20 protein-coding genes are annotated in these 25321 nt (G+C 41.4%); 5 read left to right on the top strand and 15 right to left on the bottom strand.

What is annotated here, in order from left to right:
* Positions 1-49: 49 nt before the first annotated feature.
* Positions 50-1066 carry a 2-oxoacid:ferredoxin oxidoreductase subunit beta gene (locus tag C7S20_RS03475; protein WP_107011168.1) on the bottom strand — a complete coding sequence of 339 codons (1017 nt, stop codon included), beginning with the start codon at positions 1064-1066 and terminating at the stop codon, positions 50-52.
* 3 nt (positions 1067-1069) lie between these two features.
* Positions 1070-2926, bottom strand: a complete 1857-nt coding sequence (locus C7S20_RS03470) for a 2-oxoacid:acceptor oxidoreductase subunit alpha (RefSeq protein ID WP_107011167.1) — start codon at positions 2924-2926, stop codon at positions 1070-1072.
* 223 nt (positions 2927-3149) lie between these two features.
* Here C7S20_RS03470 and C7S20_RS03465 point away from each other — a divergent pair, with 223 nt between their 5' ends.
* From C7S20_RS03465 to katG, 4 genes are all read left to right on the top strand, one after another.
* Positions 3150-3500: a 4Fe-4S binding protein gene (locus tag C7S20_RS03465; RefSeq protein ID WP_107011166.1), complete on the top strand. Its 351-nt coding sequence runs from the start codon at positions 3150-3152 to the stop codon at positions 3498-3500.
* Positions 3501-3529: 29 nt separating this feature from the next.
* A complete protein-coding gene (nifJ, locus tag C7S20_RS03460; protein ID WP_107011165.1) occupies positions 3530-7060 on the top strand; it encodes a pyruvate:ferredoxin (flavodoxin) oxidoreductase in 3531 nt (1176 codons plus the stop codon).
* Between the two features lie 109 nt (positions 7061-7169).
* Positions 7170-7547 carry a HEPN domain-containing protein gene (locus C7S20_RS03455; protein WP_107011164.1) on the top strand — a complete coding sequence of 126 codons (378 nt, stop codon included), beginning with the start codon at positions 7170-7172 and terminating at the stop codon, positions 7545-7547.
* 276 nt (positions 7548-7823) lie between these two features.
* Entirely contained in the window at positions 7824-10085 is a 2262-nt protein-coding gene (katG, locus tag C7S20_RS03450) for a catalase/peroxidase HPI (protein ID WP_107011163.1), read from the top strand.
* 186 nt (positions 10086-10271) lie between these two features.
* Here katG and C7S20_RS03445 read toward each other — a convergent pair whose 3' ends face one another.
* From C7S20_RS03445 to C7S20_RS03380, 13 genes are all read right to left on the bottom strand, one after another.
* Entirely contained in the window at positions 10272-10640 is a 369-nt protein-coding gene (locus C7S20_RS03445; protein WP_107011162.1) for a helix-turn-helix domain-containing protein, read from the bottom strand.
* 11 nt (positions 10641-10651) lie between these two features.
* On the bottom strand, positions 10652-10948 hold the full coding sequence (locus tag C7S20_RS03440) for a type II toxin-antitoxin system HigB family toxin (protein ID WP_107011161.1): 297 nt from the start codon (positions 10946-10948) through the stop codon (positions 10652-10654).
* Positions 10949-11043: 95 nt separating this feature from the next.
* Positions 11044-12015, bottom strand: a complete 972-nt coding sequence (locus C7S20_RS03435; protein ID WP_341476516.1) for a nitrilase family protein — start codon at positions 12013-12015, stop codon at positions 11044-11046.
* A gap of 279 nt (positions 12016-12294) precedes the next feature.
* On the bottom strand, positions 12295-13608 hold the full coding sequence (gene mgtE, locus C7S20_RS03430) for a magnesium transporter (protein ID WP_107011160.1): 1314 nt from the start codon (positions 13606-13608) through the stop codon (positions 12295-12297).
* A gap of 186 nt (positions 13609-13794) precedes the next feature.
* Positions 13795-14619, bottom strand: coding sequence for a mechanosensitive ion channel family protein (locus C7S20_RS03425; RefSeq protein WP_159039862.1), 825 nt, complete (start codon positions 14617-14619; stop codon positions 13795-13797).
* Between the two features lie 371 nt (positions 14620-14990).
* Positions 14991-15368: a DUF2255 family protein gene (locus C7S20_RS03420; RefSeq protein ID WP_107011158.1), complete on the bottom strand. Its 378-nt coding sequence runs from the start codon at positions 15366-15368 to the stop codon at positions 14991-14993.
* A gap of 175 nt (positions 15369-15543) precedes the next feature.
* Positions 15544-16437 (bottom strand): sugar phosphate isomerase/epimerase family protein, encoded by an 894-nt coding sequence (locus C7S20_RS03415; RefSeq protein ID WP_227009091.1) that lies wholly within the window; start codon positions 16435-16437, stop codon positions 15544-15546.
* 135 nt (positions 16438-16572) lie between these two features.
* Positions 16573-17454 carry a restriction endonuclease gene (locus tag C7S20_RS03410; protein WP_107011157.1) on the bottom strand — a complete coding sequence of 294 codons (882 nt, stop codon included), beginning with the start codon at positions 17452-17454 and terminating at the stop codon, positions 16573-16575.
* Positions 17455-17567: 113 nt separating this feature from the next.
* Positions 17568-17897 (bottom strand): helix-turn-helix domain-containing protein, encoded by a 330-nt coding sequence (locus tag C7S20_RS03405; protein WP_107011156.1) that lies wholly within the window; start codon positions 17895-17897, stop codon positions 17568-17570.
* A gap of 493 nt (positions 17898-18390) precedes the next feature.
* Positions 18391-19800: a dihydrolipoyl dehydrogenase gene (lpdA, locus tag C7S20_RS03395; RefSeq protein WP_107011155.1), complete on the bottom strand. Its 1410-nt coding sequence runs from the start codon at positions 19798-19800 to the stop codon at positions 18391-18393.
* 82 nt (positions 19801-19882) lie between these two features.
* Positions 19883-21382, bottom strand: a complete 1500-nt coding sequence (locus C7S20_RS03390; protein ID WP_107011154.1) for a 2-oxo acid dehydrogenase subunit E2 — start codon at positions 21380-21382, stop codon at positions 19883-19885.
* Between the two features lie 20 nt (positions 21383-21402).
* Positions 21403-24066: a pyruvate dehydrogenase (acetyl-transferring), homodimeric type gene (gene aceE, locus C7S20_RS03385; protein ID WP_107011153.1), complete on the bottom strand. Its 2664-nt coding sequence runs from the start codon at positions 24064-24066 to the stop codon at positions 21403-21405.
* A gap of 178 nt (positions 24067-24244) precedes the next feature.
* Positions 24245-24445 (bottom strand): dodecin family protein, encoded by a 201-nt coding sequence (locus C7S20_RS03380; RefSeq protein WP_107011152.1) that lies wholly within the window; start codon positions 24443-24445, stop codon positions 24245-24247.
* 225 nt (positions 24446-24670) lie between these two features.
* On the opposite strand from C7S20_RS03380, the gene C7S20_RS03375 reads away from it, so the two are divergent.
* Positions 24671-25276 (top strand): DUF4403 family protein, encoded by a 606-nt coding sequence (locus tag C7S20_RS03375; RefSeq protein WP_107011151.1) that lies wholly within the window; start codon positions 24671-24673, stop codon positions 25274-25276.
* Positions 25277-25321: the final 45 nt, after the last annotated feature.

The raw sequence follows: 25321 nt of genomic DNA, 5'->3' as shown, positions 1-25321 counted from the left end.
AATGTACCAGTATTAGGGGAGGTAGAAACTGACCAAAGTCAGTTATTACCTACTTTACTTCATAGGTTTCTCCGGAAAAGAAAAGGTCGCTTGTACTATGAAAAGAAGATTTTGATTTGATCTCTTCGGTTAAGGCATTTTCTCTTTCTTCAAGGGTGATATCATCAAAACTCCTGATGATTCCGGTTACTAAAGGATACTCCATACGGATCAGCATTTGATGAAGGGTTGGATCTTTTTCCTTTGCGTCGTGAATGAGAATATCTTCTTCAGTTATTCCATTTTCACCAACGTTAACCACTTCCAGTTTAAGGCCGTTAAGGACAAGTCCCTTATCGCGTTCTTTTCCAAAGATCATGGGCTTGCCGTTTTCAACGTACAATTGTTTGTCTTCACGTACGGTCTTGTCTGTATATTTCAGGTAACAGCCATCGTTGAAGATGACGCAATTCTGCATGACCTCGATCAAAGAGGTGCCTTTGAACTTCTGTGCTTCCACGAAAGTTTCGGTCATTTCTTTTGGAGTATTTCCCGAAATTCTCGCGAAAAACCTTCCGTGAGCTCCAATTGCCAGTTCGCCCGGTGAGAAGGGAGGCTGGGTATTTCCGTAAGGCGAAGATTTCGTTTTCTGCCCGACTAAAGAAGTTGGTGAAAATTGTCCTTTTGTGAGTCCGTAGATCTCATTGTTGAAAAGGATAATATTGAGATCTATATTCCTTCTGAGAACATGTATAAAATGATTTCCGCCAATCGCCATACTGTCGCCATCACCGGTGATCACCCAAACACTAAGATCTGGATTTGCCAGTTTCACGCCTGAAGCGATCGCGGGAGCTCGGCCATGGATCCCATGCATCCCATAAGTTCCCATATAATAAGGGAAACGAGAGGAACAGCCAATCCCTGAAATGAAAACAACGTCTTCTTTTTTAACGTCCATCTCGGGAAGCGCTTTTTGAACGGAGCGAAGGATCACATAATCATCACAGCCTGGACACCATCTAACTTCCTGGTCATTGGCGAAGTCTTTATAGGTGTATTTGTTATTTAGAGTTGCAGTTTCCATAATCTAGATAAGGCTTTTAAATTTTTCAACAAGTTCAGAATTGGCAAAAGGCAATCCCTGTATTTTGTTATACTGTAAGAATTCGATATCGAAAATGTTCATTCGAAGTACATTGGCGAACTGACCGCTGTTAAGTTCACACACGATCACTTTTTTGAACCTTCGGAAGGTTTCTTCAGTGTTCTTTGGCAGCGGATTGATATAATTGAAGTGAGCGAACCCGATATTGCGATAGCCTTCTTCAAATAATTCTTTTACAGCCGAATGAAGCGCACCGTATGTTCCGCCCCAGCCTACTACCAGCAGGTCACCTTCATCGGTGAATTCAGGCATTATTGGAGGGATATAATTCTGCACTCTTTTCACTTTTTCCGCACGTGTTCTAACCATTATTTCATGATTTTCAGGTACGTGCGAAACATCTCCTGTTACTTTATCTTTTTCGAGTCCGCCAACGCGATGTTCGAGGCCGGGAGTTCCCGGAATCGCCCAGTTTCTTGCCAAAGTTTCCGGATCCCGGTCATAAGGATGCCAGTTTTCTTTAGCTTCTTTGATCAAATGATTTTTGATCTCGGGCATTTCTTCTACAGTTTTGATCCTCCAGGGGCCAGAACCGTTAGCGATATATCCGTCGGTTAAGAGAATTACGGGAGTCATATGTTCCACTGCGAGTTTCGCGGCTTCATAAGCATAGTTGAAGCAATTAGCAGGAGTACTTGCAGCGATCACGATCACCGGACTTTCTCCGTTACGCCCAAATAAGGCCTGTAACAGGTCAGATTGTTCTGTTTTTGTAGGCAATCCTGTGGAAGGTCCGCCACGTTGTACATTCACGACAACAAGCGGTAATTCTATCATCATAGCCAGGCCTATTGCTTCTCCTTTAAGAGCAAGACCGGGTCCTGAAGTGGTGGTAATTGCAAGATCACCCGCGAAAGATGCTCCAATTGCCGAAGTTACTCCGGCGATCTCATCTTCAGCCTGAAAAGCTTTCACACCAAAATGTTTGTGTTTTACCAGTTCGTGAAGGATGTCGGTCGCAGGCGTGATAGGATAAGATCCAAGGAATAATTCCCGCCCAGATTTTTCTGCGGCTGCCAGGAAGCCCCAAGCGGTAGCGGTATTTCCCATGATGATCCTATAGGTTCCTTTCGCCATTTTTGCAGGAGAAATACTATAGGAATTAGGAATAAGTTCTATGGTTTCCGCATAGAAATATCCGGCGTTGAGTACCTTTTTATTAGCCTCAATTAGATGTGGTTTTGTTTTGAATTTTTTCTTGAAAAAATCGATGGTATGTTCGGGAGAACGGTTATACAACCAGTAAACCATACCAAGGGCAAACATGTTCTTGCTACGGGTAATACTCTTATTATCGAGACCTTCCACGTCTTTCAGCGCCTCTTTGGTTAAAGAAGTCATCTGTACCTGGATCACCCGGTAATTCTCAAGACTGCCGTCTTCCAGCGGATTTTTTTCATAAAGGGCCTTTTCCAGGTTCTTTTTGGTAAATGAATCGGTATCTACTATTATAGTATGCCCGGGTTTTACCGCGTAGAGGTTCGTTTTCAGGGCCGCGGGGTTCATGGCCACGAGAAGATCTACATTATCTCCCGGTGTACTTACTTCAACGCTTCCTATATGTACCTGGAAGCCCGAAACTCCGTAGAGGCTTCCCTGGGGAGCCCTTATTTCAGAAGGATAATTAGGGAAAGTGGCCACATCATTTCCAAACATCGCTGAGGTGTCAGAAAACTGTGTCCCGGTGAGTTGCATTCCATCTCCTGAATCGCCAACGAATCGAATTACGACGTTGTTCAGGGCTTGTGCTTGAGGTTTTTTCTTTTCTAAAGTTATCATATTCGGCTTATTTGAGGAAGATCAGTTAACAACCGATTTTTCAAGATATCGGTATCAAATTTAAAAGCAGTATAGGCTAATAAATATGATCGATGTCATATTAGCCTAAGATTCAGAGGCTGAGATATTTTTTCTGTTTTAACTGAAATATGATGAAAGTCATATTAATGCAGGTAAGGGCTGGGTACATTTATACGAAAATTTCAATTAAAAATTTACGATTATGGCACTTACAATAACCGATGAATGCATCAACTGTGATGCCTGCATTGCAGAATGCCCAAACAACGCGATCTATGAGCCAGATCAAAACTGGTCTTATTCAGATGAAACTGTGTTAAGCGGTACGGTTACAACCCCATCAGGAAAGGAAATCGACGCTGATGCTGAGAACGAACCGCTTTCTGACGAATTCTACTTTATTATCGCCGAGAAATGTACCGAGTGCAAGGGATTCCATGATGAACCTCAATGCGCCTCAGTTTGTCCTGTGGATTGTTGTGTTCCCGATGAAGATCATCGTGAGACCGAAGAAGAACTCCTTGCAAAGAAAGAGTGGCTTCATGGTGCGTAACTGATTACCAATAATTTAAAAATGGAGTGATGACTAAGGAAAGCCCTAAGCTCATTTGCGACGCTAATGAAGCGGTAGCACGAGTGGCACACAAAACTAATGAAGTCTGCGCGATTTATCCCATAACGCCGGCCTCCCCAATGGGAGAACACGTAGATATTTTTAGTTCAAAAGGAAAGAAAAATATCTGGAACAATATCCCAAGAATTGTTGAAATGCAAAGTGAAGGAGGCGCAGCCGGGGCCGTTCACGGTTCCCTGCAGGCAGGCGCACTTACCACTACTTTTACGGCTTCGCAAGGCTTGCTGCTTATGATCCCCAATATGTATAAGATAGCAGGGGAATTACTGCCTTCAGTCATTCATGTGGCGGCAAGAACTGTTGCCACCCATGCGCTTTCCATTTTTGGTGACCATTCTGATGTGATGGCAGCCCGTCAAACAGGATTTGCCATGCTTTTTGGAGGTTCCGTTCAGGAGGCCCAGGATTTCGCCCTGATCTCACAGGTGGCGACCTTAAAATCTCGAATCCCGTTTCTGAATATTTTTGACGGTTTCAGGACTTCTCATGAAATTTCCAAAATAGATGGAATTCCCGATGAAGTTATCAAAGCGATGATGCCCGAAGATAAGATCATGGAGCATAAAAAACGCTCCCTGGATCCCGATTCTCCGGTAATTCGCGGTACTTCTCAAAACCCTGATGTATTCTTCCAGGCCAGGGAAGCCGCAAATTTGCATTATCAAAAAGTTCCCGGAATCGTCCAGGAGGTGATGGATGAGTTCTTTGAACATACCGGCAGACGCTATAATCTGTTTGATTATGTAGGCCACCCTGAAGCTGAAAAAGTGATCATTATCATGGGTTCTGGTGAAGGAGCGGTCAAAGAAACAGTTGATACCCTGCTGAATTCTGACGAAAAAGTAGGCGCTTTATTTGTTCGTTTATACAGACCATTCTCTATTGAACATTTCATAGATAAGTTGCCGAAAACGGTTAAAAAAATAGCTGTTTTAGATCGAACCAAAGAGCCCGGAAGCACCGGTGAGCCCTTATATCTTGATGTAGTAACCGCTTTTGCTGAAAGCGAAAGGGAAACTCCTGTAATTGTTGGTGGCCGCTACGGATTATCTTCTAAAGAATTCAATCCGGCGATGGTAAAAGGAATTTTTGATGACCTGGAAAGGCCAAAACCAAAGAACCACTTTACCATTGGTATCAATGATGATGTGACCCATACGAGTCTGCTTTATAATCCTGTATTCAAAACCAAAAAGACCACTTTTAACTGTATGTTCTACGGTTTGGGATCAGATGGTACCGTGGGCGCGAATAAGAACTCGATTAAGATCATCGGGGAAACTACCGATAATTATGTGCAGGGATATTTTGTTTATGACTCCAAAAAAGCCGGCGCTCAAACCGTTTCTCACCTGCGTTTCGGGCCTGAGCCAATTTATTCCAGTTATCTTATAAATACAGCCGATTTCCTTGCCTGCCATCAGTTCAATTTCATTGAGAAATATGATATTCTGAAAAAGATCAAAAAAGGCGGAACTTTCCTTTTGAACTCCCCATTTTCAAATGAAGAGATCTGGAATGAGCTTCCACAGAAAATGCAGGAAAAGATCGTGGAAAATGAGCTGGAATTCTACGTGGTAGATGCCACCAAAGTGGCTCATGAAGCTAAACTGGGAAAACGTACCAATACGGTGCTGCAAACCTGTTTCTTTGCCATTTCGGGCGTATTACCAAAAGATGAAGCCATTCAAAAGATCAAAGATGCCATTGTGAAATCGTACTCGCATAAGGGAGAAAAGATCGTGAAGATGAACTTTAACGCAGTTGATAAATCACTGGAATATCTTCAAAAAGTGGAATATCCTAAAAACATTACAAACGATCGTCAGCTCAGGCCTATGATGACCGGAGAAGCCGATCCGTTCGTGAAAGAAGTACTGGGCAAGATCCTTTCCGGCTATGGAGATGAACTTCCGGTAAGCGCATTTCCAATAGACGGAACTTTCCCAACAGGAACCACTCAGTATGAAAAACGCGGTATTGCCGATTTCATCCCGGTTTGGGAGGGAGAAGACCTTTGTACACAGTGTAATAAATGCGTTGCGATCTGCCCACATGCAGCGATCAGAGCGAAAGTGGTTCCGACTGCAGATCTCGTCGATGCTCCAGATTCTTTGAAAGCAGTGGCTGCAAAAGGACGTCCGTTTACCAGTGAAACCGATTCTTACATACTTCAGGTTTCTCCTGAAGACTGTACCGGTTGCGATCTGTGCGTGGCGGTTTGTCCTGCCGAAAGCAAGGAGGTAGAGAACTTCAAGGCCATTAATATGCGCAATAAACTTGAAGTCGCCGAAAAAGAGAATAAGAACTGGGATTATTTTGTGAATCTGCCTTATTACGATCGTACCGAATTACAGATCACCAATGTGAAAGGTTCGCAATTCCTTGAACCCTTATTCGAATTTTCTGGAGCCTGTTCCGGCTGTGGGGAAACACCTTATATCAAGATGCTTACCCAGCTTTATGGCGACAGGATCTTAATTGCGAACGCTACCGGTTGTTCTTCCATCTATGGAGGTAACCTTCCAACCACTCCTTATAAAAAGAATTCTCTCGGACAGGGACCTGCCTGGGCGAACTCTTTATTCGAAGATAACGCAGAATTCGGATTGGGTATGCGACTGGCTCTTACCAAGAAAGAAGAGATCGCCGTAGACCTGCTAAAATCTCTCGAAAATGAGGTTGGAAGTGAACTTGTGGAAGCCATTCTTAACAATCCTGAAGGGGATGAAATTCAGAAAAAAGAAAAGCTTGCACAAATTCAACAACTCAAAGCTATTCTCGCCAATCTCGATAGTGATGAGGCCAGGAAACTTAATGAGCTGAGTGAATATCTGCGTAAAAAAGCAGTATGGATACTCGGTGGTGACGGCTGGGCCTACGATATTGGTTACGGTGGAGTAGATCATGTGCTGGCATCGGGTGAAAATATCAATATCCTGGTGATGGATACCGAAGTTTACTCGAATACCGGCGGACAAATGTCTAAAGCCACTCCGCTGGGAGCAAGCGCGAAATTCGCGGTTTCCGGTAAACGTACATCGAAAAAGAGTCTTGCTTTACAGGCAGTTTCCTATCAAAATGTATATGTAGCCCAGGTAGCCATTGGTGCCAAGGATCTCCAAACGCTCAAGGCTATCGAAGAAGCAATGGCCTATGAGGGACCTTCCATCATCATTGCTTATTCGCATTGCGGGGAACATGGCTATGATCTTAAAGATGGCGCTTTGCATCAGGAAAAAGCGGTAGAATCTGGTTACTGGCCTTTGTTCAGGTTCAATCCTGCGCAGCCCAAAGGAAAACGCTTTAAACTGGATTCAAAACCACCGCAGATCCCGGTTAAGGACTTTATGTATATTGAGACCCGCTTTACCCGGGTGGCTAAAGAAAATGCCGAAGTGGGTGAAGCCTTACTGAAACAAGCCCAGGAAGAGGTTGAAGTGAAATGGGAACGCCTGGAACTTTTCAGAGATATGTAATTACCAATAAATCTTAATCAATTCAAATACGTTTTTAGTTATATGTTCAGAACATCATGATTCAGAGGTATAGCTAAAAACGTATTTTTTTACTCTAAAACTTAAAATTATGGAAACTAAAGTCAGAGGCTTGTTTGAAGAGGCCTTTCAAAAGTTGGAGGCTGCAGGTGAAGAGCTGTGCAGGCCCGAAGAAGATGTGGTTTCTTTTCTTGTTTGCAAGCATTCACAAGCAGCCATAGAAAATTTCTTAAAAGGATATCTTCTCAAGAATAATATCGAACCTAAAGACTACAGCAACATTAGTAGTCTGTATAATAAATGTCTGGAGCTGAACAGTAATTTCAGTGAAATTGATCTTTCTAATTTCACCTGTAAATCTTATAAACCAGACTCCAGGTCCTGCACCAGTATTTCTAAAGTGAGCGGTTGCTTTGATATCGCCGGAAATTTGAATTCATTTCTGAAAAAGGAAAAGGCTTTTATTTAAGCTGTTTTCGAAAACGTTTGCGAGCTGAAATGGTACTCCTTCTTAAGGAATTTCCTGGAAGGAGTTTTTCGCTTTATGGTTCCGAGCCTTTGAAATTTTCCTTCGGATTTGTGGTTTTAGATCTAATTCCGCTGTTTTTAATGCTGCTTCTGAGAATCTTCCTCTCCCGATCATAAATTTTGTTGAAGAAGCATAGTTTTTAACTATAAACAATCAAAATATATAAGGAAAAATTATTATATTTTTAAAGTATTAACCACTAAAATCTTTTCCACAATGGCAGATAATAAACCACACAATCATTCAGATAATCATAAGGTCTGGGAAGTTAATGAATCCAGCAAATGCCCGTTTATCGGGGGAGCCGTAAAATATACTGCAGGTACCGGCACTACTAATGAAGACTGGTGGCCAAATCAGTTAAATCTCAAAATCCTTCGTCAGCATTGTGCAAAATCCAATCCTATGGGAGAAGATTTTGATTATGCCGAAGAATTCAAAAGCCTTGATCTCAAGGGGGTGAAACAGGATCTTTTTGAGCTGATGACCAACTCACAGGACTGGTGGCCGGCAGATTTTGGCCATTACGGTCCATTTTTTATCAGAATGGCCTGGCATAGCGCGGGAACTTATCGTATTGCCGATGGTCGTGGCGGCGGAGCTTCAGGTTCACAACGTTTCGCACCGCTCAACAGTTGGCCTGACAATGCTAATTTAGACAAGGCCCGACTTCTTCTTTGGCCTGTTAAGCAGAAATATGGAAGGAAAATTTCATGGGCCGATCTAATGATCCTTGCCGGAAACTGTGCTCTGGAATCAATGGGGTTAAAAACTTTCGGTTTTGGAGGGGGCCGTGAAGATGTATGGCAGCCTGAAGAAGATATTTACTGGGGTTCTGAAGGTGAATGGCTTGGTAATAAAGAACGTTTTATGGGCGAGGAGCTGGAAAATCCGCTGGGAGCCACTCATATGGGATTAATTTATGTAAATCCGGAAGGGCCAAATGGAAATCCCGATCCTGTTGCGGCAGCGCGACATATCCGCGAGACTTTTGGGCGTATGGCCATGAACGATTACGAGACTGTCGCGTTGATCGCCGGCGGACACACCTTTGGAAAAACCCATGGTGCAGCCGATCCCGAAAAATATGTGGGAGCAGAACCTGCCGGAGCGGCCATAGAAGAGCAGGGACTGGGCTGGAAAAACTCTTTCGGTTCCGGAAATGCCGAAAATACCATTACCAGTGGTATTGAAGGAACCTGGACCAAAACTCCTACCAAATGGAGCAATAACTTTTTCGAAAATCTTTTCGGATTCGAATGGGAATGCGCGAAAGGGCCCGGTGGAGCTTATCAGTGGCACCCTAAAAATGGTGCAGGAGCCGATTTGATTCCAGACGCCCATGATCCTTCTAAAAAACATGCGCCTTTTATGCTAACCACCGATATTTCACTTAGGGAAGATCCCGATTATGAAAAAATATCCAGACATTTTTACGAAAATCCTGATGAGTTCGCCGATGCCTTTGCCCGGGCCTGGTTCAAACTGGTACACCGCGATATGGGGCCAAAAAACAGGTATTTAGGACCTGAAGTACCGGAGGAAGATCTTATCTGGCAGGATCCTATTCCGGCTGTTGATCATGAACTTGTCAATGATGGGGATATTAAAAGTTTGAAATCTAAAATACTCGATTCAGGATTAACAATTTCCCAACTCGTAACAACAGCCTGGGCTTCAGCTTCTACCTATAGAGATTCTGATAAACGCGGAGGAGCCAATGGAGCAAGAATCCGTTTTGCTCCCCAAAGACATTGGGAAGTGAACAATCCGCCACAGCTTCAAAAAGTTCTGGAAACGCTGGAAGGTATTCAGGAGGATTTCAATAAGAGCCAGTCTGGAAATAAAAAGGTTTCCATCGCCGATCTTATCGTTCTTGGTGGAGGTGCAGCTATCGAAAAAGCAGCGAAAAATGCCGGACATGATATTACAGTGCCTTTCACTCCGGGACGAGGTGACGCTTTAGAAGAACAAACCGATGTCGAAGCTTTTGAAGCTCTTGAGCCAACGGGTGATGGATTTAGAAATTATGCGAAAAAACGTAAGAATATTTCGGCCTCTCCGGAGGAAATGCTGGTTGATCGCTCTCAGCTATTATCCTTAACACCTCCCGAAATGACCGTTCTGGTTGGAGGAATGCGGGTTCTGGATACCAATTACGACGGCTCGAAACACGGAATATTTACCAAAAATCCGGGTTCTCTTACCAACGATTTCTTTGTGAATTTACTGGATATGGGGGTGAAATGGTCGGCAAAATCTGATGAGCAGCAGGTTTTTGAAGGAAAAGACCGAAAAACCGGTGATGTGAAATGGACGGGAACCAGAGTGGATCTTATTTTCGGCTCGAATTCTGAATTAAGAGCGCTTGCTGAAGTCTATGCGACCGCCGATTCCAAAGAGAAATTTTTAAAAGATTTCGTGGCAGCCTGGACAAAAGTGATGAATTTAGACCGATTTGATCTTGATTCTAAATAATCAGGCCGCATAAATTTCGAAAAAAGGTGATCTAAGCAGGTCACCTTTTTTATTTTTTTCGGTCATGGATATTCGGCAGATGTAGTAGTAAGAACAGGAATTGATTAGCTTTTGGGTTTCTATTCCAGGATTTTTTAAAAACTTTTTTACCTCATATCTGCAATTACGATGATGAGCGGTTTTTTTTTATTTAGATAACTGGTAATTAGTTACCAATACAGAAGCAGAAATATTTAGAATTCTTTCCAATTCTCTAATCATATCTACAGTCAACCTTTTCTTTTTATTCAAAATTTCTGAAACTCTACTTTTTCCACCAATTACGCCAACTAAATCTTTTTGCTTAAGATTCATTTCTTCCATCCTGATCTTTATAGCTTCAATTGGATCTGGAGCTTCAATTGGATAATGTTCATTTTCGAAATTATCGATTAACATTGATAGGATTTCTGCTTCGTCTCCTTCTTGGGAGTTCGCTGGAGCATCAAATATTACCTCAAGCCGTTCTAAAGCTTTCTCGTAATCTTGTTCGTTTTTTAAAGGTTTAATATTCATAACCCAAGTTTTTAAATGGTATCAGCATCTATTTTATCATATTCTGCATGTGTCCCAACAAATCTTATAAAAGCCCATTGTCTGTTGTAATTAAATTTTACAATTAACCTATATGAGTTTCCTTTAATGTTGAAAACGACTCTACTATCTTTTAAAATGCTGGCATTTATATAAGTTTTCTTAATGTCATTGGGAGAATTCCAATGGGAAGTTTTAGCTGTTTCATACCAGGTCTTTAGATATTGTTCTGAATCAGGATGTTTTTCCCAGAATTCTCTTAATATCTTTTTTGAAACTATTCTTTTCATTCCCGTGCATCTGAAACAAAGATAATTAAAGTTCTCTAATATAGAACTTTTAAACAGAAGTTTTATGAAAAAATATATCGAACATCTGGATAGGTTCAGCTTTCTGAAGCATTATTTTTCTTCATCCAAACGGGAGAAGTTTCAGATTTATGGTCTTTTCCGAGGATATTTTTATAAAGTTCAGGACGGCGTGCATTTTTATATCTGAAGCCGCCGGAAAGTCCTAGTTTATCTTTGGTGATGGTAGAAATAGTAATGTCGTTTTCAAAAGATCTAATCTCAGATAAAACTTCCCCGTAAGGGTCGATGATCATAGAATTCCCATTCTTTAAATGTTCACCGTCGTACCCTATAGGATTGGAAAACGCATAATAAACCCCGTTATCATAAGCCCGCGCCGGAAGCCATCTCATAAGCCATTGGCGGCCTTTGGGTCCGTCGAATTCCTGGCGAAGAGAAACAGGATCGTTTTCACGATTCTGCCAGAATTCATCAGCCACATAACCCCGGCCCGGCATGGCGGAAGGAGTGCAACCGGTGACATGAGGGGCAAAGATCAGGTCGGCGCCTAAAATACAGGTGGCACGTACATTTTCGATGACATTGTTATCGTAGCAGGTTAAAATTCCGCATTTCCAGCCTAAAAGATCAAAGACACAATAGCTATCCCCGGCCGACATGAATTTACTGATAAACGGATGCAGCTTGCGATGTTTGGCCACCAATCCGGTTTTATTTACACAGATATAAGTATTGTAAATTTTATCTTCAGAAATCTCAACCAGCCCGGCCAGGATGATAATATCTAATTCTGAAGAAATCTTTATGAGTTCATTGGTACTTTTTCCTGATGGAACCTCTTCTGCTAATTCGATCATTTCATCCCTGCTGAGGTCTTTCGTGAAAGTGTAAGCTGTAATGCTCATTTCATGGAAACTGATCACATCGGCTCCCTTAGCCTTAGCCCTTTTCGCAAGATCCCTAATAAGCGAAAGATTGTAGTTCTTATCGCCATCTTTAGGTTCAAATTGAGCGACTGCTATTTTCATCGTGTCGTTAGCTTTCATTATTGGCTTAGAACAGTTAAAATATTAATTTATCCTTGTTTCACTCAAAAAAGGTTTTGGCTGCAAATGATCCGGCGAAAGAAGCTGTTAAAGCTGTCAGTGCGGGCTTTAAGATAATTATTTTACTGATAAATAGTTTCTTCTTTTTCAGGATGTATCAAATTTTGTGCTTTTCCCGGAGAAGTAATCTTCAAACAGAAAGGTAAATAAGCCGAAAAAATGATGAAAATTCCGAGCTTTGATGAAGCGTTCTGAAATGATCCTGGCAAAAAAACTTTTCTAAAGTAGTTTACCCGAAAGGAACATGGCCGCAACTGAAAAGTAAATGATAAGCCCTGTTACATCCACCAGGGTAGCTACAAAAGGAGCGGAAGCGGTTGCAGGATCCAGGCCTAACTTCTTTAGGGCAAAAGGTATCAAAGAACCGGAAAGTGTTCCCCAAAGTACAATGAAAAGCAGGGAAACCGAGACAGACAAACCCACCCACAGCCAGAACGGGCCATAATCATAAATGCCGGTCTCCTGCCAAACGAAGATCCGAATAAAACCTATCGTGCCTAAAATAGTTCCCAGTAATAATCCTGAAAGAATTTCTTTGCGCATTACATACCACCAGTCTTTAAGTCTTAATTCCCGCAGGGCCATGGCGCGGATAATAAGTGAAGCTGCCTGCGAACCGGAATTACCACCGCTTGATATGATAAGCGGAACGAAAAGTGCCAAAACAACGGCTTTTTCTATTTCGGCGTCAAAATAACCCATGGCAGAAGCGGTTAGCATTTCACCAATAAAGAGGATGATAAGCCAGCCGGCCCTTTTTCTTACCAGTTCAAGCAGAGGAGTCTTTGTGTATGAAAGTTCCAGACCTTCCACACCACCAAATTTTTGAATGTCCTCGGTATCCCGTTCCTTGATCTTGTCCAGAATATCGTCAAAGGTCACGATCCCCACCAACGTGCCGTTATCGGTTATAATCGGCAGTGCAGACCGATCATATTTGTCGAATGTATTAAAGGCATCTTCAATGTTCAGGTTCGTTCTTATGCCAATAAAATCATAGTCCATAAGGTCAGAAATCTTTGTATCGAGTTCTGCCATTAATAATTCACCAATTCTCAAATCGTCTATAAGCTTGTTGTTTTCATCAACAACATAAATAAAGTTGAGGGTTTCGGCTTTTTTGCCAAATCTTTTGATCTGGTTCAGGACCTTTTCTACGGTCCAGTTTGAACGCGCCTGGATATAGTGCGGGGTCATTAACCTGGCGATGCTGTCTTTCTCGTACCCAATAAGATTGAGGGCGATATTGCGCTCAGATTCATTGAGGAGATTTACCAGGTGCTTGATAAGTTCATCGGGGAAATTTTCAAATAAACCCGTGCGGTCATCGGGGTTCATATTGTTGATCAGTTTGGCAAGTTCATTGTCACCAAGACCTTTTACGACTTCTTCTTTTGTTTGATCATCAAAATAGCTGAAGACTTCCGTTTTTTTGTTTCCCAACAATAAAAAAGAAATATCCCGCTCCTTTTCATCCATTTCAGCCAATTGTTCTGCGATATCAGCCGGATGTTTTTCTTTTAAATCAGTCATTTTGCTTTTTTCATGTTTACCGCCTTTCGGGATACAAAGCTCCTAAATGTTCCTTTGATTTCAGGTTAAATAGTATAATTTTTTGAGGCTTTAAAGACTTTTTTGTTACGAGCTTTTTATTTCAAGGCCCAGTACCAATTTTATAATTAGCTGCTTGGAATAAAAAAGCCTGAAAACCGCGATTTTTTATTCATTTTTGCGGATTTCAATCTTATTGTCCTGGTACATTTTATGTTCAATTACCTGTGAAGGCATGGAGATATTGTTTTTATCTAAAATTTCTTTGATATCAGCAATGGCCTTGCTTCTGATGTTATGGCCCAGGTAGCTGTCTGGTAATTTTTTGTTCGTTAAAATATCAACCCAGAAAAGTATCTGTAGATCTGTGGTGAATTCACCTAGTTCCTGCACTATAACATTCGGGGGAGGGGTTTTTAAAATTTGCCGGTTCTGTTTTAAGTAATCCAGGATCAGATTTCGGGTAAGATTTATTTCACATTCGGGTGCAATGCCAATCATAAAATTCACTCTTAGATAACCGTCTTTGGTATAGTTTATCAGCGTATTTTTTATGATCGAAGAATTGGGAATATAAATATCTTTCCCTTCCACATTTCGCAGGTGCGTTAGTCTTAGATCGATGTGTTTAACGTTTCCTTTATAGCCATCAACCTCAATAATATCACCAATTTCAAAGGGTCTTTTAAGAGCTAAAATAATTCCTGCCAGGAAATTCTCCCCAATATCCTTAAAAGCAAATCCGAAGATAATGGCGCTAATACCGGCACCGGCCATCAAATTGCTCGCGATACCTCCAAAACCGAAAAGATTTAAGGCTATAATTATCCCAACAAGATAAAAAGCCCATTTGCTGGCTTCAGCAATGAAATTAGAGATAATGCTCTGTTTCCATTTTAACTGAATCTGGCCGCCCACATATTTATAAAACAGCTTTCCCAGGATTATGAAAAATAGTAAGACGATAATACCCCCGATAATATTGGGTAACATAGCTCTTACATTTGAATAGAAATCATAAAATATATTGCTGAAATTCACTTCCATTTTAACTGAGTATTACGGCCTGTGGTATTGATCTTTTACTCCGAAACCAAATTTAGAAAAAATTAAAGCTAACAATTTTCTGTAAAATGCAGTTGCTCTTTTTACCGCCATTCTTTTTAGGAGCAATAAAAAGATGATTTAATAAAGTGAATCGATTCGTGAACTAGTCGCAGGGCTGGTTTTTTTACGGAGGTATTCTCAACGGGCCCAGACTTTCTCCTAAGGCTTGTTGTAATTAAAATTACATCATGGAAGTTAAGTTTAGAACTTTTCCAGCAGCCGCTCTTTGCGATGGACCTGCGTTGTGGATCGTAGTTTTAATGTGGTTCCTGATGGAAGAATTCCATGGTATATTCGAAATATTCGGGTTGAGAAATCCCTTCTGCATATTTCAAATTTCCTGGCTGATCATATTTTTTGAGGTAGGCTTCACTAATTTTCTGATTAATGGGGTTACTGGCATTAATTTTCTTCCCCTTTACGCGGATTACCTTATCCCCAAATTTTATTTCTCCGATTCCTGTTTTTTGAAACTCAGTAAACCAACTTCTTTCGCTTTTGTTCCAACTTCTGGCGAAAATTCTTTTATCTACCTCTACCATCCAGATTTTTAAAAAAGAGGGCCTTGTTAATCCTCCTTTTATTTCAACCAGAGTGTTGTTTGCTAAATAGGAATAAAAATCTTTTGGAAACATATCATTAATAAATTTAGTGTAAAAAAGTGTTCTGGTTTCCCAATGCAGCTGAATTATGGAAGCGGATTTATTGGCTTAATGCTTTTGGTCGTTAACAATTTTGAACTCTGCTTTTCTGGTAATAGTTGGTTTGCGCTGGCTTATATGAAATCCTTCTTTCAGGAATTGCCTGTTATTATAGATATTTCTGCAAATGTTTTTTGAAGAATTCAGCGCTATCAGCTATACTTCGCATGGGATTATGGGTGTAATTTCCTCCCTGTTCAATGTAATAGAATTCAAGGCCAGACTCTGCCGGATCAGGAAGTATGGAAGTGTAATCTATGGAACCATTTCCCAGCTCGGTATAATCTCTCGTAATTTTGTCCATATCTTTAATGTGCCACATTACGTAACGACCGGGCTGATCTTTAACCAGTTCCCTGGGACTAGAATTAGAAGAATGCATAACCCAGTACATATCCAGTTGAAGTTTGACAAGTTCTGGATCGGTTTCCCTCAAAATAATATCAAATCCGGTTTCACCATTGTGATCTAAAAATTCAAAACCGTGGTTATGATAGGCAAATCCAAGGCCTGCGGAAGTTACCTGTTCACCAATCACATTTAATTTATCTGCCATTATTTTGAAATTATCCATCGTTCGTTGTTCAGGAGCTATCCAGGGCCAGGTAATATATTTTAGATCCAGATCTTCAGCACCTCTGATACACTGGTCTACAAAGCCTTTTAATTCATCGTTTGATCTATTGAGATACGATGAAAATCCGAAATGTCCACTCGAGGCAGTAATTTGAAGTTCTTCCAGGATCTTTTTGAATTCTGATGATTTATATCCGTAGAAAGTTCCAATATCACCATCGAACCCAAATGTTTCAAAATCTTCATATCCCATACTTTTTGCAGCCTTTAGCGTAGCTACAGCATCTTTATTCATGTTCTCGTTTATGGTATATAACTGAAGCCCCATTTTAAATTTAGGTTTTTCAAACATTGAATATCCTGGCAGGGGCATCAATGCAGACGCACCTAAAATACCCATGGTTTCAATAAAATGTTTTCTATTCATAAGTGAGATTTTTAAGATCTGAAACTTTATAAAACAGGCATTTAGGTTTAGATTTTTATTTTCTGATTTCTAAAAATACACTTTTTCGTAAAAAACCGGGATTTCAAATATTTCCTTGCTCTATTTAGTCGGAAATCACTCCCCTTCGAAAAAATCTATATCTAATTCTTTTACTTCGTAAACAGATTTGATTTGAAGTCCTACATTAAATTCGTGCATCAGGTCCGTCAACTTATTACCATCTATTAATATTATTGTATGATGCGCATCGCTTGCTTTTTTAATAGCTCCTTTATCAAAATTTGAAGTTGTTACAAATACTCCTTTTTGTGTATCTCCGCTCATAGCGCCAATAAAATTTCTAATGTCTTTTTCTCTTACTTTATTGTCGCCATACCTTTTAGCTTGTATATAAATCTTGTCTAGACCCAGCTTATCTTCATTAATAATTCCATCGATCCCACCATCACCTGTTTTTGCCGTTTCAATAAAGTCGCCATATCCCATCTTTTTCAGAAGAATCAAAATGACTTTTTCAAAATAGAAAGGGTCGATAGTTTTTAGTTTAGTCAGAAGTTCATTTTTAACTTCCGTATCAATTTGCGTAAAGCCTTCATCAATTAAATCCTGGGGTGACGCATTGGTTATTTTTTCAGGAGTAGTTTTTTTTGAAGGATTTTCTTCGGTATAAAAATCAAGTAAGCCGGATGAGTTTTCGACATCTTTTAAAGTTAAGTTTCGATTAACCGATTTAAGACCTTTCTCTGTTATTCTGACCATTCCCCGTTTTGGAAATTCTATAAAGCCACCTTTTTTTAGATACGATTTACCCCAGGCTATCCTGTTTAGAATTAGAATATCACCACTTTTGGTTTTTTTCTCTAACTGTTCTTTTGTTAAATTGGAATAAAAAGAATCTATAATTTTTTTACTCATTTCACGATGGTGCATTGTATTTCCATCGGAGAGAGTTTTGAGAATTGGAATAAATGTTTCGTGAAATTTAGGAATTTCCATGTTTTAAAATAATTGGTTTTCCGGTTCTGTTATTTATGTAAATTAATTTAGTTCTTTTTCGTAAAACCAGTTATTTGCGGTGAACCGTTTTTTCTAGCTGGAGTATTCTTGTTCTAAGCAACCTTGAAATCTCCATCAGCCATTTCGATACTGAATTTTATGTTTGCTTTTAGCGCCTTGAAAACTTTGAGGATTGTTTCAATGGTAACATTTTTAGCATTCCTCTCTAATTTTGAAATTTGAGATTTTTGTACTCCAATTAATTCTCCAAGCTGTTCTTGTGTTAAATGTCTTTCTTTTCTGGCAGTTTTAATCATTTCTCCAAGAACATCTAACCGTAAATCGAATTCGTATTTTTCCCTTTCTTCAGAACCAATTTTACCAATATGTTTGTCCTTCATTTGGTCTAAAGTCATTATTCTATTTTTCTTCTTTGTTTCCATAACTTTTACTTTTCATTTAAATAATCAGTTCTGATTTTTTCTGCTTTATGAATTTCTGCCTTTGGAACTTTACTTACTTTTTTAATTATTCCGTGTGTAGAAAAAATAAAGTCTCTTTGTTGCCGCTTTTGTCCCAAAAGGCAAATAATCTATATTGAATACCTTTTTTAATTTTCCGGGAGATAAATCTAAAGTTTGTTTAAATCTACTATTTTTCTTTTACATCATTCACCCTTAGAGCTAAAAAGGAAGAAGAGGAGAACCACCGGAGGGGGAGAAGATAGGGAATAAATAAAACAACGGGCATAAAAAAAGACCACAGAGGTAGGGATGTGGTCTTTGTTGGTTTCCTAATATTTATTAGGGCAAAAAAAGGATTTTTTTGCGAACGCGGGCAATTTAAAAGAGCCACATGATAAATACCAGATTGTCTGGTTAATTAACTAATTTTTAACTCAATGCCCCATTTTTTAACTGAACTGCTCAAACAAACTCACCTCGAAATATGGGTCGGACTGCTTGAATATATTTCGGCGGCCTCCATGATCGTTTCCGATAAAGTTGGGTGTGGGTGGATGCTTAAGGCTATATCTTCGGCTGTTGCTGCCATTTCTATGGCGAGCGAAATTTCCATGATCATGTTCCCGGCATTATACCCGGCTACGGCGCCACCAAGGATCCTTCCGGTTTCCTTTTCGACGATCAGTTTGGTGATGCCGTTTGGTTGCCCAATGGCTACCGCACGGCCCGAGGCGCTCCAGGGAAATTTTAGTATTTCCACCTGCATTTCTTTTTCTTTTGCCTCTCCGCTGGTGAGTCCGCACCAGGCGATCTGCGGATTGGTAAAAACGATCGCGGGAATTGACCTTGGGTCGTAAGCCGCACCGTCATCCATCGCAATGGCTTCTGCAGCGACACGGCCTTCATGGGTAGCCTTATGAGCGAGCAAAGGCTCGCCGGTAAGATCGCCAATGGCGAAAATATTCTTTTTGCCAGTCCTTCTTTTGCTGTCGACTTCTATAAAACCGTCAGAATTGGTCTCCAGTCCGCAATTTTCGAGTTTCAGACTTTTGGTCTGCGGCTGGCGGCCAATGGCTATAAGTACCTTGTCAAATTTCTTTTCTTGGGCTTTGCCATCTTCAGGCTTCAGTTTTACCTGCACTTTTTTATCCTTTAATTCCAATTTTTCCACCTTCGTGCTGAAATACAATTCTTCAAATGGCTGTTCCTTTTCAAAGACCTTTACCAGGTCACGGTCGGCACCGGGAAGAAAGCCTGCGGTCATTTCGGCTACTGAAACCTTTGAGCCCAGGGCGGCATAAACGCTTCCCATTTCCAGGCCTATATATCCGCCGCCTATCACGAGCAGACTTTCGGGAATTTCCTTTAATTCCAGGGCGTCCGTAGAATCGAGAATATATTTATGGTCGATCTCCACACCGGGAAGTGAAATATTTTCAGATCCCGTGGCAAGGATAATATTTTCAAAACCCATTTCGGTCTTTTCGCCATCCCCGGGTTCCACCACCAGTATTTCATCGCTTTTAAAATAAGCATGGCCTTTGATATATTCCACTTTCCTGCTTTTCGAAAGCTGTCCCAGCCCCTGGGTAAGTTTCTTCACCACGCTTTCTTTCCATTTCCTGATCTTTTTCAGGTCGATCTCAGGTTCTTCGAATTTTAATCCCCATTCGGCAGCTTTTTCAGCTTCCTGTTTTACCTGTGAAAGGTGAAGCAGCGCCTTGGAAGGAATGCAACCGCGATAGAGGCATACCCCGCCGGGATTAACCTCGGGATCGATAAGGGTGACCTTTATTCCCAGATCGGCAGCGCGGAAAGCCGCGGCATAGCCTCCCGGGCCCGCCCCAATGATGATAAGTTCTTTTTTCTCTTTTTCAGCCATACCAATAATTAGTTTTGTTGTCTTTGATCACCTCTCCTTTAGAAAGGTCGGAATTCTTTTTAGAATTCCGGGTGAGGCGCAATTAAGCCCCAAGCAATGCCTGGTACGGATCTTCCAGCGCTTTGGAGATCCAGGTAATGAATTCGGCTCCTTCGGCGCCATCGATCAGGCGGTGATCATACGAGAGGCTTAGCGGAAGCATATCCCGTGGTTCCATGTTCCCGTCTATATAAACAGGTTTTTTCTGAGCTCGAGACACACCCAGGATCGCCACCTGCGGATGCGGAATGATGGGCGTGAAATTGGTGCCACCAATCCCGCCGAGGTTAGAAATGGTAAAATTACCGCCCTTCATTTCTTCCGGTTCGAGTTTGCCCGCACGAGCTTTTTCGGCGAGCTTTCCAATTTCGGAAGCGATCTCGATAATCGTCTTCTGATCAGCATTTTTGATCACCGGCACCAGCAGGCCTTTTTCGGTGTCTACGGCAAGGCCGATATTCACGTATTTTTTCAGGATCATTTCCTTATTTTCCAGGTCCAGGCTGGCATTGAACTTCGGAAATTGCCGTAATGCGGTGGCCGCAATTTTAACCAGAATCGAGGTAATCGTGATCTTCGCGCCGGCTTTTTCGGCTTTCTCGCTGAGCTTTTCCATATGCTCTTCGATTGCTGAAATATCAGCCTCGTCAAACTGAAATACATGCGGAATAGTACTCCAGGAAGCCGATACATTTTTCGCGGTCGCGCTTCTAATTCCCGACATGGGTTTGCGTTCGGTAGCGCCCCATTTGCTGAAATCGGGTAATGATAATTCGCTTTTTGAAGCCGCTTTTCCCGACCCCTCTTTGGCGAAATTCTTTACGTCTTCTTTGCTGATTCGACCGTTTTCACCGGTCCCGTCAACTTTTGAAATATCGATTCCCAGTTCGCGGGCAAACCGGCGTACTCCCGGGGAGGCGGGAACTTCTGCCGCGCTGCTTTCTTCAGAATCTTTTTCGTCGGAATCCTTATCTTTTTTCTTTTTGGACTCTTTCTCTTCAGATCCTGAATCATCTTTTTCAGACTCCTTTTTACTTTTATCTTTTTTATTCTTTTCCTCTTTTCCTTTTTCACTTTTTTCCTCGTCCTCAGATTTATCCTCTGAATTATCTTCTTTTTTGTCCTTTTTCTCTTTCCCTTTTTGACTCTTTGACTCCTTCCCTTCCTCTTCAGATTCGTCTTCATCAGAATCATCCTCTTCAGATTCGTCTTTATCAGACTTTTTTTTCTGCTCTTTTTTTTCCTTTTCCTCTTTTCCTTTTTCACTCTTTTCCTCTTCTTCTTCAGAATCTTCTTCATCAGAATCACCGGCCTCGAGTTTCAGGATCACATCGCCTACTTTCACTTCATCGCCTTCACTCACCGAAATAGATTTTACCGTCCCGGCTTCAGGACAGGGAATTTCAACCGAAGCTTTATCAGATTCCACGGTGATGATAGACTGGTCTTTTTCCACGCTGTCGCCCTCGCTTACGAGAATTTCGGTTACGGTAGCCGATTCAACTCCTTCGGCAATCTGCGGGATCTTAATTTCTTTTGCCATTTTTCAATATTTTTTCCGGATCAAGATGTTCTCGGATTTGGTTTTTTAGGTTCGATCTTTAATTTTTTCGCGGCTTTTTTCAGGTCTTTAGAATCGATCTTATCTTCAAGACATAATTCATAAAGCACGGTGTATACAATATTCGCGGCATTCACCTCGAAGAATTTTCGCAGTTCCTCGCGAGTGTCGCTTCGGCCAAAACCATCGGTACCCAGGATGCTCAATCCCTTTGGGAACCATTTTGAAACCGAAGCCGGCACCGCCTTCACATAATCGGTCGCAGCCACGAAAACTCCTTTTTCATTTTTTAAACTTTCCTGGATATAATTAGGTTCCTTATTCAGCTGGGCCTTCAGCCTGTTTTGCCTTTCGGTATCTATTGCATCGTCATACAGCGCTTTGTAGCTGGTCACGCTCCAGATATCGGTGCTTATATCATAGTCCTTTTCCAGGATCTCCTGGGCTTCGATCACCTCTTTCATGATCGCCCCGCTGCCGAAAAGATGCGCTTTGAGTTTTCCTTTTTTGTTCGATTTCAAATAGCGGTACATGCCTTTTAAAACACCTTCTTCAGCATTTTCGGGCATTTTCGGCATCGGGTAAGTGGCGTTGCCCACGGTGATATAATAAAAAATATTCTCTTTGTTAGTGTACATTCTTTTGATACCGTTTTTCACGATAATCGCAATCTCGTAGGCGAAAGCGGGATCGTAAGCCGCAATATTTGGAAAGGCCATCGCGTATAAATGACTTTGCCCGTCCTGATGCTGCAGGCCTTCGCCGGGAAGGCTGGTACGACCGGAAATCCCGCCTACCAGGAATCCCTTGGCTCCGGCATCGGCGGCAACCCAGATAAGATCGGCAGTTCGCTGAAATCCGAACATCGAATAGAAGAAATAGAAAGGGATCATATTCAGTCCCTGGTTGAGATAGGCCGTTCCCGCAGCGATAAACTCGCTGGTGCATCCTGCCTCGGTGATACCTTCTTCGAGGATCACTCCTTTTTCGGTTTCTTTATAATAAAGCAGGCTGTCTTTATCTACAGGCTCGTATTTTTGACCGCCTTCCGCATAGATCCCGGCCTGTTGGAAAAGGGCTTCCATCCCGAAGGTTCTGGATTCATCGGGAATGATAGGAGTTATAAATTTTCCAATATTCTTGTCCTTCAGGAGTTTTCCCAGGATCTGTACCAGCACGCTGGTGGTGGCCGCTTCATCTTCACCGGAACCTTCCATGAATTTTTCGAAAATCGAATTATCAGGAGCTTTAAGTTTGCCGCTTTTGTCTTTTCTAACGGGTATAAATCCGCCGAGATCCTCACGTCTATTTTTTAAATATTTGAATTCCTCACTGTTTTTTTCCGGACGAATGAAAGGGATATCTTCCAGGTCTTCATCTGAGATCGGTACATCAAAATAATCCCTGAAATGCTTCAGCCCCTGAAGATTCATTTTTTTGGTCTGGTGCGCTACATTGCTGGCCTCACCCGATTTTCCCTGTCCGTAACCCTTAATGGTCTGTGCGAGGATGATGGTGGGCATATCTTTGGTTTCCACGGCTTTTTTATAGGCGTTGTAGATCTTAACGGGATCGTGGCCGCCGCGTTTCAGTTTTTTCAGCTCTTCGTCGGAAAGGTTTTTTACCAGATCTTTCAGTTCCTCATCATCCCCAAAAAGGTGTTCCCGCATATAACTTCCTTCTTCAAAGGCGAATTTCTGAAGCATGCCGTCGGGCAGCTCATTCAGCTTTTGAATAAGTTTGTCGCTTTTGTCTTTTTCCAAAATGTGCTCCCAGTCGCTGCCCCATAGAACTTTGATCACATTCCAGCCTGCACCCCTGAAAAGCCTTTCAAGCTCCTGAATGATCTTCTGGTTTCCACGAACAGGACCATCAAGACGTTGCAGGTTACAGTCCACCACAAAAATGAGATTGTCCAGTTTATCCCTGGCAGCGATGCTAATAGCTCCGCGTGATTCCGGTTCATCCATTTCTCCATCACCGAGGAAAGCCCAAACTTTTTGATCATTTTCTTCGATTAGTCCCCGATGCTCCAGGTATTTATTGAATCGCGCCTGGTAGATTGCCTGTATTGGAGCCAGGCCCATAGAAACGGTTGGGTGGCTCCAGTATTCGGGCATGAGCCGTGGGTGAGGGTAGGAGGTAAGCGATTTTTTGCTGTAAACATCCCTTCTGAAATTCTCAAGATATTCCTCGTCAAACCGACCTTCTACAAAAGACCTTGCATAAACCCCGGGTGAAGCATGCCCCTGGAAGTAAATGGTATCGCCGGGCCCTTTGTCATTATTTCTGAAAAAATGATTGAAACCCACTTCCCAGAGATTGGCAATTGAGGCATAGGTGGAAATATGTCCGCCAATGCCGGTATTCTTTTTATTCGCCTTCGCCACCATGGCCATCGCATTCCAGCGTATTAGGGAAAGCAGTTTCTCCTCGATCTCCAGATCGCCGGGATAAGCTTCCTCTTCTTTTTCAGGAATCGTATTGATATAGGGAGTATTCAGCGGATTATGAGGTAGAACGCCCTTTTTGGATGCCTCGTCTTCAAGTAAAGCAAGAATTTCCCTTGCCCTTTCTGGAGATTCATTTTTCAAGATCCAGTGGAAGGAATCGAGCCATTCCTTATTTTCAGTCTCAAAACTGGAAGATTTTTCTTTGCCGGCCATGGGAAAAAATTAGGTAGTGAAAAGTTGAATGAGAGAAAAATAAAAGGAGCTGTCTCAAAAGCTCTGTTTTCGTCAAGCTGAACTTGTCTGCCTGCGGTAGACCGGTTTCACTTTGATTAATATCCTGAAATAAATTCAGGATGACTATTTTTCGATTTTTGACACAGCTTCCTTTAAATTATTCTACTTTAAAAGATATTTTCGCATTTACACCGTAAGAAACAATCTCGTTGTTTACCACTTTGGCGTTCATTTCCTTTACATAAATAGATTCAATATTTTTTACCGATTTAGAAGCTTCTTTCAAAGCGTTCTTTGTGGCTGCTTCAAAACTTTCATCTGAAGTCGCAAGAACTTCAATTACCTTTACAATACTCATAATTCTTTGTTTATTAGTTAAACATTCACATTCCTCTTTAAATTATAAATTAAATAGGCGCCACTCAAATGATTAACAAAAGATTAAAGAGGTCTCGCAAATTGTTGTTAAGTAAAGGCCTGTTTTGTTGAAATTATGGCTATAAAGCCTTCAGTATAAATTTGCAGGTTTTTAACTGAGGTTGCTTTTGAAAAAGCTTATCTTTTTCAAAAGCATAAATCCTTTATGGAAAACAATATTAAGATCATTCTTCCCGTGAAAATTGGCTATCCGGTGCTGGAAAAATATCTGCGGGAAAAGCTGATGGGTGAGATCATTCAGAAGAAAAAAGGCAATGGCGAGATGCGCAATTTTGCCCAAATTCTGGAGCTGTCTTTGTACAAAAGCAGCCTTGCAAATTATGATGTTGCCCTTGAACTGGAACTGCAAACACTTACTTCTCTATGGAAGAACCGCCCCGTAAAGCTTGTTTTTCATGCAAAGCTTGAGTTCGACCGCAATGTGCAGCAAATTTCTATCAGTGATTATAAAATGACGGCGAAAAGCAATAGCAAAATTGCCGATTTCCTGCTTCACGGAATTTTAAACACCTGGTTCTACGAAAAATTGAAAAAGAGAATGAATTTTGATTTTCTTCCGGAAATCGCCAGTCAGCTTGAAAAGCTCAACGAAAAACTTCTTAATCAGATTGAAACTGTGGAAGGAGTACATCTAAGTGGCTCCCTGCAAAGCATTGAAATTGAAGAGATCACAGCCCTCGAAGATCATCTGCACATTTCTTTAGACATTCTGGGTGATACTTCGGTAGAGATCAAAAAGATAAAATTCTGAAAATCTTATAATTGGCTGAAAGCTGATAATTGTCATTTTTCTCCC

This window comes from Christiangramia fulva, assembly GCF_003024155.1.
Lineage (GTDB): Bacteria > Bacteroidota > Bacteroidia > Flavobacteriales > Flavobacteriaceae > Christiangramia > Christiangramia fulva.
This window is presented reverse-complemented; position numbering and strand designations above follow the sequence as displayed.